Below are 10,699 nucleotides of genomic sequence, written 5' to 3' on the forward strand. Positions count from 1 at the left end.
ACGAACATGAAAATTTTAAAAGACCGTATTCTCAAAGACGGAAGATGTTTCCCGGGAGGAATCCTGAAAGTAGATAATTTCATCAATCATCAGATGGACCCTATTCTTATGAAATCTATCGGTGTAGAGTTTGTAAGACGTTTCGCTTCCACCTCCATTAATAAAGTAATAACTGTGGAAGCTAGCGGCATTGCTCCCGCTATCATGGTGGGTTACTTGTTGGAATTACCTGTAGTATTTGCCAAGAAAAAAATGCCCAGTACAATGGAAAATATGCTAACTACTACTGTTTTCTCATTTACTAAAAACCGTTCTTACGAGGTATGCGTCAGCAAAGATTTCCTTTGTCCGGGCGACAAAGTACTGTTCATCGACGACTTCCTTGCCAATGGCAATGCCGCCAAAGGTATCATGGATCTTGTCAATCAAGCTGGTGCCGAACTGGCCGGTATGGGCTTTATCATTGAGAAAGCCTTTCAACATGGAGGAGACGAATTGCGCGAACAAGGTATTCATGTAGAATCGCTCGCCATCATCGAGAGTTTGGAAAACTGTCAAATCATAATCAGATAAACTCCCCCTCTATGAACGAGAGCAAAGAAAAAGACCCACTTAAAGATAATCATCAAGAGAAAGAACCGCTTAAAAACGGACTGATATATGGACTGCACGACAAACCGCCTTTCAAAGAAACCTTCTTTGCAGCATTGCAACACCTGTTAGCTATATTCGTCGCCATTATCACCCCGCCCCTCATCATTGCCGGAGCTTTGAAACTGGACGCTGAGACTACAGGCTACCTGGTATCCATGGCATTGTTTGCTTCGGGCATCTCCACATTTATTCAATGCCGCAGATTCGGCGGACTGGGCACAGGATTGCTTTGCATACAAGGCACAAGTTTTTCCTTCATAGGTCCCATTATTTCTGCCGGAACATTGGGTGGACTTCCGCTCATCTTCGGTTCTTGTATTGCTGCTTCCAGCGTAGAAATGCTGATCAGCCGGGTACTGAAATACACCAAGAAGATCATTACACCATTAGTTTCGGGCATTGTTGTAACCCTTATCGGAATGAGTTTGATAAAGGTCGGAATCAACGCCTGTGGAGGTGGTGCAATAGCAAAAGCGGACGGTAGTTTCGGTAGCCTGCAACACGTGGGACTAGCGGGTTTGGTACTTCTGCTTATCATTATTTTCAACCGAAGTTCCAACCGATATTTGCGAATGAGTTCCATCGTTATCGGACTGGTAATCGGCTATATCGTAGCATGGTTTATGGGAATTATCGACTTTTCGTCCATTCAAAGTTATGGCGGATTCAACCTGCCGATGCCTTTCCGCTACGGATTGTCTTTCGACCTCTCTACTATCATTGCCCTAGGACTGATTTTTATGATTACGGCTATCGAGGCGTATGGAGATATCACCGCCAATTCTTTAATTTCGGGCGAACCGGTAGAAGGGGAAACTTTCGTAAAGCGTGCTTCGGGCGGTATTCTTGCCGATGGTTTCAATTCCATGCTGGCAGGAGCACTCAATTCATTCCCTAACTCCGTATTTGCACAGAACAACGGAATGATACAACTCACCGGTGTTGCCAGTCGTTATGTAGGCTACTATATTGCCGGTTTTCTGATTATTCTCGGACTGTTTCCTGCCGTAGGATTGGTCTTCTCGTTAATGCCCGATCCTGTATTGGGAGGTGCTACCCTGCTTATGTTCGGAACAGTAGCTGCGGCAGGTATTCGCATTATCTCCGCCCAAGAGATTAATCGCAAGGCAACATTAGTAATGGCAATCAGCTTTTCTTTGGGTTTGAGTGTTGAGCTTGTGCCGGAGATCTTATGCCAGCTTCCCGAGACCTTGAGAAATATATTCTCATCGGGTATCACTACTGGAGGTGTAACAGCCATTCTGGCGAATATGCTGATTCAGATTAAGGAATAAAAAAAGAATTAAGCAATAGTTTCCGCTCAAACTATCTTATGTTGATATAGGTAGACGCATTTACTAACTTATAAAATGTGTCTACCTATATCAGCATAAGACAGTCCTTATATTACTTCTTATTATATGCCTTTCTAATCACCTCTTTCACATCCTGAACCATTCCTGTTTGCATCTCCGGCTTCGTCTTGAAAGAAACATGAATTCCCCCTACAGCAGATGCCTTATAAGCAATAATTTCCTTTTCCAAATCATTGAGAGAGATATTCTTCAATGTTTTCGGCAAGTTTCCCGAAGAGTTGGATAGCTGTATTTCAATGGGGAGTGGCGTAGTATACTCAGTACCTCCAGCTTGTGAAAGTACTTGTCTTCCAAATGTTTTAGGGTCGCCACAGGTGACGAGGATAGGTAGAATCTTATCCAATTGCTCCTCGGAAGCTCCTCCCATTTTTGTTGCCACTTCATTTCGTAAGTGCAAATAAACCTCTTTGATAGTAGTCAGATATTCCTTCATGGCACCGGCTTGTGTACCACGGTCGTAACGTACAACTAGCTGAGCTCTAAACGGAAGTTTATTCTGTACCGCCTGCTCGTAATCCTTTCTTAGTATATCCGTCAATCGACTACGCAGGAAGTTCATAGTTTCACCTTCGTTCTTAGCAAATTCATTATCAAGCATGATCTTATTATTCATATTGACAAAGAAGTAATGAATGTCTTTTTCCTTAACAGTCTTCGGCTCATTCTCGCCAAAGGCATCTTTGCGCTTTCGCACAAAAAACTGCTCTAATAGCTCCCAATTGTCATCTTCACAGAGGGAATCTTGTTCTAGACTCTGTGGTATCACAACTTGTTCCACCGTTTTTCTTACTTCCGGCTGTGCAAATGCATACATAGTTCCGGCAGCTACGGGCACAAACAGCAATAGCTTCAGCCGTGCCCAATTACTTGTTCTTTTCTTTAACATCATATTGATACGATTTTTAAGTTTGCTGTGATTAAATCCGTTGGCCATAGAGTAGAGCCTTGTACCTACGGATTTTTTCACCAGCAATAGTTGATATTGAGTTGCATCGATGCCATGAGTTAGTACGCCATTGTCCGCTTCGTATTCGTGAATTTCACGTAAATCGCGCATCAATAGCCAAACAGCCGGATTAAACCATTGGAATACCAGCAAAATTTCCATCCACAATAAATCCAATGTATGCCGATAATGCAGGTGCATCTGCTCGTGCAGCAATATTTCCTGTGCATGCTTTTCATAGTCTTCTTGAGAAAGTACAATCGTATTCCCCCAACTGAAAGATACAATCTTCCCTGGGTATACGACCAAATGGAACCCTCTATATTCACATCCCGGATAATGACGAATAAGCCGGAACATCCGCCAAGTGGAGAGTAAAAGAAAGAAAAGAACGACACCGGCACCTATTAGATAAAGCACTCCAATCACCGTATTCCATGAAATGGTACTAAGATATTTGTCCGACGGCACCTTCATGGATTGAGATTGATTGGCAACCTCAGCTTCGGAAGCTTTCGAAGCTTCTGAAATGATTTTCTCTCCCGTTACCTGAACAGATTCATTACCGGATATTTCCTTCTCTACCAACAAACTTCTGACGGTAGATATAGGTTGTTGCCACGACTCAATATGTGGAATGTCTAGTTGCACGATTGGTAGCCATACGCATCCTAAAGTCCCGATTAACAGTAGAAACCTGTTGGCGCGGAACAATGTATCTGCCTTGAAGAACATTCTGAACAAGAAGTAAAACAGTATCAGACACAGCGAGACTTCGAATATGTAAAACAAGAAAGTTCCCATAAGCACTCCTTTATTTTCCTGCTTTTCTACTCTCAATCTTTGTAATCAATGCCTTCAATTCATCCAAAGGCATGCCTTCTTCTTCAATAAATGCAGACACTACATTCGTAAAGGAATTATCATAGTATTGGGCTACTACTTCGTTCAGAGCCGAACGTTTATAATCTTTGTCCGATACCAAAGGAAAGTACTGATAGGTATTGCCATATGCCTTATACCCCACAATTCCTTTTTCTTCCAATCCACGTACCAAAGTAGAAACTGTATTATAGTGTGGTTTGGGTTCTTCATAAAAATCCAGCAACTCCCGAACAAACATCGGACCATGTTCCCAAAATATCTTCATAATCTCTTCTTCCTTCGCAGTCAATCTTTTCATTATTATTCTCTCCTTTATTAATTGAATAATGCAAATATAATGATTAGTTTCAGACAAACAACTAACACAAGCAGTTATTCAACTATAAAAGGCAGTAGATTAACTAATATTATCAGTAGTTGAAGAATTCACCTTATTATATATAGAGAAGTTGTAGTAAAAAAGCCGATACAAGCGGTGGAGATAGGAAGATAAAAAAAGGGCATAACACAGAATGCTATACCCTTCACCTTATACGATAAAAAAGATTTCTACTTATTTTTTCAGCTTTGGAAGTACTGTATTCAATACAATGAATCCTAATATACCTGCGACAATAGTTCCTAACAATACACCAAATTTAGCTTGATTCAATAGTTCCGGATAGTTTCCTGCAAACGAAAGATTGGCTATAAACAAGGATACCGTAAAACCGATACCTCCCAACATGGAGACTCCGGCTATATTCTTCCAATTCATACCAACAGGCATTGAAGCAAGTCCACTCTTTATAGCAAACCATGTAAACAGATATATTCCAATGAATTTACCTAAAAGTAGCCCGGTAGCCACCGCTATACTCACATCTCCAACTATATTGCCTCCTCCGCTGAACACTACACCTGCATTAGCAAATGCAAACAATGGTAGGATTACAAAATTCACCATTCCATGCAAATTATCTTCCAAAGATTGAAGGGGGCTGATTACATAGTCAGAAGCTCTTTCTACCTGCTTCAATTTAGCAATCTGCTCATTAGTAAGTACAATATTATCAGATTTGGATATTTGAAAGTCGACTATAATCTCCCGAATACGCTTTATGTATTTGCCGGCATCCAAACGCGGACGCGCCGGAATAACAAAAGCCAAAATAACACCGGATATAGTACTATGTATACCCGATTGCAGGAAAAGATACCATATAACGATTCCGAAAAACAGGAAGAAAATTTTTTGTGTCATACCAAACTTCCCCATATAATAAAGGAAGCAATATAATATGGCAGCGACAATAAGATAACTATAAGAGACTTCATTGCTGTAGAAAATAGCAATAACCAGAATCCCGCCAATATCATCGACTACAGCAAATGCAGTCAGGAATATCTTCAAACTCAATGGTACACGTTTACCCAATAAGCTGAGTACACCCAACGAAAAAGCAATATCCGTAGCCATCGGTATAGCCATTCCCCGCGTTTCGGGAGTGCCGGAAGCAACTAAGAAAGAATAAATAATAACAGGAACCAGCATTCCGCCACATGCAGCGACAAAGGGTAGAGCAGCTTTACGAAAAGAGGATAATTCACCTACCAACAATTCACGTTTTATCTCTAAGCCTACAGCCAAAAAGAAAACAGTCATCAAGCAGTCATTGATAAACTCGATCATTTTCAACGGATGCCCACCATGAGAAAGTAAATTAAAGTCCCCGATGCGCAAATGTAATTCCTGCGAAAGAAAATCCTGATACATCGGAGCCATTGGAGAATTGGCAATCAAGGCAGCCATTATAGCTGTTAGGAATAACAAAATACTCGCCACAACATTCAGTGACGAAATATTTTTTACCGTACGTAAAATAATCATAGAATTATCAATTTAAGATTTTTTCTTTCAGTACAGAAGGAAAGTCCCATTGGGACTATTCCTTATAACTGCGTAAAGCGAGTTTTTTAACCCACAGCACAAATATACCTGTTAAAATTAAATTAAGCACTATAGTAAGTACAGAAATTATCAATGCCGGACCACCTAGATTATAACCTAAGGCAATAAAGATAACCCCTGCCCCTACTTCACCACGAGTAAACATACCAATGGAAAGTGCCAGACGTTCGCTAAACATACGGTCGCGATAGAAAAATACCGGGAATAACTTACCAATATTAGACAATAACGATACAATTACAACGTGCCACATAATCATTCCCCAAGACATCATTTCCTGGGAACCCGTAACAGAATGTTCACCTGCCAAAGCCTCTGTAAAATCTACTCCAAGGAAACGAGGCATACTTACGCCAACCAGGAACATGAATAAGAAAGAAATGCCCGTAGAAACTTTTTGCTCTACCGGCGTATCATGTTCTTTATGTTTCATCACCATACCCAGTACGAATGCCGGAAGCAATACTTCGATATGAATGCTTCCATCCTCTCCATAAAGATGTTTACTGATAAGATATACAGCCTGAGTACATACAAATACCACCACCGAATATATCAATATCGCTTTCCAATCTTGCCGCCAGTTATATTTTCCTAGCTGTTTCCAACCAAAAGAGAGCAACAGTAGAACAATAAATACTATCACCAGCAACTGCCAGCGCAATCCGATCATCATAATCTGTAAAGGAATCATCAAAAGGATAGTGTCTAAATCGTCGAAGATTGCCAATACCTGGATTTTCTTATAAATCCAGCTAGACTTCAAACCAATAGCAGCCAACATTGTAAATAAGATACCTGCGGAAGTAGGAGCAGCAAAACGGCTCAATAGTAAATTTTCCTTCCATGCTTCCCAACTATTCCAATATTCAGGAGGAAGCAAGACAAAGATGTAATAGATAGCAATCATGAACCAAGGCATGGCAGCTGTAGCCATTGCGATAAAATAATCTTGTGCATAAGTTCGCCATCGGGATTTATCCACTTCAAACTCACGTCCCACATTTATCATGATGAAACTCAAGCAAACATATAGCAACACGTTCGATACAGTTTTTACAGCATCATAATTTCCACCAGCCCACACAGGGAGATATTGGGAAACCAATAAGCCAACCATCAGGAAGGCTGAAAAAGATAGAACTTTTCTCATTTAGTTAAAATTAAAAGGGATTGTCAAAGATAGCCCTATGGAAAGAGAACAATCCCCAATGAAAATTTGTTTAAATTTAATCCAATTTTAGTACTGCAAGGAATGCCTTTTGAGGCACTTCTACATTACCAATCTGCTTCATTCGCTTTTTACCTTTCTTCTGCTTTTCAAGCAATTTCCGCTTACGGCTCACGTCACCACCATAACACTTCGCTGTTACATCCTTACGTACAGCCTTTATCGTTTCACGAGAAATAATCTTAGCACCAATAGCGGCTTGGATAGCAATGTCGAATTGTTGTCTTGGTATCAGCTCCTTTAGCTTCTCGCACATGCGGCTTCCTAAACTATAAGCATTGTCCACATGGGTTAAAGTAGATAGAGCATCCACCGGTTCACCATTCAACAAAATATCAAGCTTAATCAACTTAGAAGGACGGAAGCCGTTAGGGTGATAATCAAAGGAAGCATATCCTTTGGAAATACTCTTCAGTTTGTCATAGAAGTCAATGACAATCTCGCCCAAAGGCATGTCATAGTAAATCTCTACACGATTGCCCGAAATGTATTCCTGCTTTATCAATTCACCACGCTTTCCTAAACAGAGAGTCATGATAGAACCTATATAATCAGTTGTAGTAATGACGGAAGAACGGATATATGGTTCTTCAATATGATCTATAAGAGTGATATCAGGCATACTGCCGGGGTTATGCACCTCAGTCATATGACCTTGCTTGTCATAGATATTATAAGATACGTTAGGAACAGTCGTAATAACGTTCATGTCAAATTCACGGTCGAGACGTTCCTGTACAATCTCCATGTGAAGTAATCCCAAAAAACCGCAACGGAAACCAAAACCTAAAGCCAATGAGGACTCCGGTTGGAAGGTCAACGAGGCATCATTCAATTGCAGTTTCTCCAATGAAGAACGCAAGTCTTCAAACTCTTCTGCTTCAATAGGATATACACCGGCAAAAACCATTGGTTTCACTTCTTCAAAACCGGCAATAGCTTTGCTGCAAGGACGCGCAATATGAGTGATCGTATCACCTACCTTTACCTCCTTGGAAGTTTTGATACCTGAAATGATATACCCAACATCACCAGTACGCAACTCCTGCCGCGGTACCATATCCATCTTCAGCACTCCGATTTCATCAGCATCATATTCTTTACCCGTATTGAAGAATTTCACTTTATCTCCTTTACGAATCACACCATTCACAATCTTGAAATAGGCAATAATACCACGGAAAGAATTGAATACAGAGTCGAAAATCAAAGCTTGCAACGGAGCTTCTTCATCACCTTCCGGATGGGGTACGCGCTCTACAACTGCAGCAAGAACTTCTTCAACGCCCATGCCTGTTTTACCCGAAGCACGGATAATTTCCTCACGCTTACAACCCAGCAATTCTATAATTTCATCTTCTACTTCATCCGGATTGGCACTAGCCATATCGCATTTGTTGATAACGGGAATTATTTCCAAATCGTGCTCAATTGCCATATAAAGATTCGAGATGGTCTGTGCTTGTACCCCCTGAGATGCATCCACGATAAGCAAGGCACCTTCACAAGCTGCAATGGAACGGGATACTTCATAGGAAAAATCCACGTGTCCCGGAGTATCAATCAAATTCAGAATATACTTTTCTCCCTGATAAATATACTCCATCTGTATAGCATGGCTCTTTATGGTGATACCTCTCTCTTTTTCCAAATCCATATTATCCAGCATCTGCCCTGTAGTTACTTGTATGGTATTAGTATACTCCAACAGGCGATCTGCTAAGGTTGATTTACCATGATCGATATGGGCAATAATACAGAAATTTCGTATATTCTTCATTGTCAATAGTTATTCATCTATAAATAAAGTAATTATAAAACCAGTCACCCATAAAAGTAAAACAGACGTAAAACAAATACTGAAATACTGAATATTTGGTCTTGATTTTTGCGGGTGCAAATATAATGAAAAATATGAGGTTTTAAAAGCGATTTACCAATAACAGAGCGCAATATACTCTAATTTCTTATCGTCAACTCCCAGTTATTAAGTTAACTTCATCAGGAAGGGGCAAAGATTGACATGACCGCAGATACTATGTAGATTAATCATATCAAGTAAATTGCTCGAACAACAGTAATTATCCTATCTTCGTCAATTTTTTAAAGTTTATTTTGCCTGATACCATGCTATTTTTCATAAGCAACAACTGAATCCCATTTTCAGGTATGTAAAAATCAAAACTACTATTTAATATGTTTGTACTATTGTTAATCAGATAAAAAATACGTTTCTTTGTTGTGGTATTCAAAATATAGAGCTACAGTTTATAGAAGGAGAACAGAACAAACTAAAACAATAATACTATGATTGACTTTTTATCAATTGTACTCCTAATATTTGGAGTACTGCAAATCATTCTCTTCTTCAAGATGTGGAGAATGACAAATAACATCAAAGAGATGAGAGACAAATATCTCAAGGAGGGATATCCTTATGGAGTATCTCCTGCCAAGATTGAATTTATCATTGGTAATAAGGAGAAAGCAAAAGAAATGGCTTATAGAGAATTCATTTCTGATGTGAATATATTATACATAGACATATCAAAAAACAGAATAATGTCAGAAGAACAAGAATATACAAAGGAGTTTGAAAAATTAGAGAAGGAATTCAAAGAAAAATATGGAGATGCAGCATCTTCAATACAGTTCAGTGAATTTTCGTCTTTCGAGAATGCCAAGAAGATATTTAACTAAAAGAACATACAAAATGAAAAAGTTTCTATTCTTAATGATGACTGCATTAGCCATCCAAGTTAGTGCCCAAACAACAGTTAACCCTAAATTTACTGATCTGGACCATGCAAAAATAGCCTCGATGATGTTAGTCTATGCACCAGGCAAAGATATTATGTCAGGAACAAGTGCAGCTCTTATTGCAAACGATTCTATCAGCGTAATACAAAACAAAGAACTAAATCCTTACAAAGAATTTATCATTGAATCCTTCGGAAATATGTCGGATTTAAAATTTGCAAACACCCCGTTTAAACCAGCACTTATAAAGTATTCAGGTGGGGATTGCCTCATATTTAAAAATGCATTATCGCAAAATGTATATAACAATGCAAAAATAGACTCAAAAGAACGAGCAATACTTGTTTTCAATGATGTATTAAAAGCAGCAATAAGCAATATTGGCAAAAGTAAAGCAAAATCCCCACAATACATAGGTATTTTAGTTGTTTATAAATCAAAAGATTTCACAGAAGAATTTGATTCTGGTGACTATGAGTCTATTCTTGCTATTGTACCTTTTAAGACAGCTAAATCATTCTATACATTAGATATAACAGAAGATGAAGTATTAGAAAAATCAAATATTATTTTGTATAAATTCAAGGATATTTTAAGAAGTGTAAGATTAAAATATTAACATTTCAATTCTATCATCAAAAACTGTAATTGTATACTGATTATATTGTAAAAAGCCGGGTTAATCCCCGGCTATTTCTTTCCCTATATAAAATCCCCAATCAAACAAATCAATCAGCTTTCTGTTAGCTTCTCAAAGATGAAGAAGACAAAAAAAATGGGTTCTTCGTCACTTTAGGTGCAATTTTACGTTTTGAAAGCTACAAGTTTCTCATATAATAACGCATAGCCTGCCCTATTGAACATTTGTCTCTTAATACATTTTATCTTGTTAACCG

General features: G+C 39.0%; 9 protein-coding genes. 4 read left to right on the top strand and 5 right to left on the bottom strand.

The annotated features are described in order from the left end of the window. The first annotated feature begins 6 nt into the window (after window positions 1-6). Entirely contained in the window at window positions 7-573 is a 567-nt protein-coding gene (xpt, locus tag Q1W14_RS02575) for a xanthine phosphoribosyltransferase (RefSeq protein ID WP_300699000.1), read from the top strand. An 11-nt stretch (window positions 574-584) separates the two neighbouring features. Beyond that, window positions 585-1,949, top strand: coding sequence for a nucleobase:cation symporter-2 family protein (locus Q1W14_RS02580; RefSeq protein WP_300699002.1), 1,365 nt, complete (start codon window positions 585-587; stop codon window positions 1,947-1,949). A 112-nt stretch (window positions 1,950-2,061) separates the two neighbouring features. Here Q1W14_RS02580 and Q1W14_RS02585 read toward each other — a convergent pair whose 3' ends face one another. From Q1W14_RS02585 to lepA, 5 genes are all read right to left on the bottom strand, one after another. Beyond that, a complete protein-coding gene (locus Q1W14_RS02585) occupies window positions 2,062-3,780 on the bottom strand; it encodes a M56 family metallopeptidase (protein WP_300699004.1) in 1,719 nt (572 codons plus the stop codon). Between the two features lie 10 nt (window positions 3,781-3,790). Continuing rightward, window positions 3,791-4,159, bottom strand: coding sequence for a BlaI/MecI/CopY family transcriptional regulator (locus tag Q1W14_RS02590; protein ID WP_300699006.1), 369 nt, complete (start codon window positions 4,157-4,159; stop codon window positions 3,791-3,793). 255 nt (window positions 4,160-4,414) lie between these two features. Further along, on the bottom strand, window positions 4,415-5,731 hold the full coding sequence (nhaA, locus tag Q1W14_RS02595) for a Na+/H+ antiporter NhaA (RefSeq protein ID WP_300699008.1): 1,317 nt from the start codon (window positions 5,729-5,731) through the stop codon (window positions 4,415-4,417). 55 nt (window positions 5,732-5,786) lie between these two features. After that, window positions 5,787-6,965, bottom strand: coding sequence for a sodium:proton antiporter (locus tag Q1W14_RS02600; RefSeq protein WP_300699010.1), 1,179 nt, complete (start codon window positions 6,963-6,965; stop codon window positions 5,787-5,789). Window positions 6,966-7,041: 76 nt separating this feature from the next. Next, window positions 7,042-8,823 (bottom strand): translation elongation factor 4, encoded by a 1,782-nt coding sequence (gene lepA, locus Q1W14_RS02605; RefSeq protein ID WP_300699011.1) that lies wholly within the window; start codon window positions 8,821-8,823, stop codon window positions 7,042-7,044. A gap of 527 nt (window positions 8,824-9,350) precedes the next feature. On the opposite strand from lepA, the gene Q1W14_RS02610 reads away from it, so the two are divergent. Then, window positions 9,351-9,743: a hypothetical protein gene (locus Q1W14_RS02610; protein ID WP_300699013.1), complete on the top strand. Its 393-nt coding sequence runs from the start codon at window positions 9,351-9,353 to the stop codon at window positions 9,741-9,743. 13 nt (window positions 9,744-9,756) lie between these two features. Further along, the gene (locus Q1W14_RS02615) at window positions 9,757-10,422 is read left to right on the top strand and encodes a hypothetical protein (RefSeq protein ID WP_300699015.1); all 666 of its coding nucleotides are present in this window, start codon (window positions 9,757-9,759) and stop codon (window positions 10,420-10,422) included. The last annotated feature ends 277 nt before the right edge of the window (window positions 10,423-10,699 follow it).

Source organism: Bacteroides sp., from assembly GCF_030151085.1.
GTDB lineage: Bacteria > Bacteroidota > Bacteroidia > Bacteroidales > Bacteroidaceae > Bacteroides.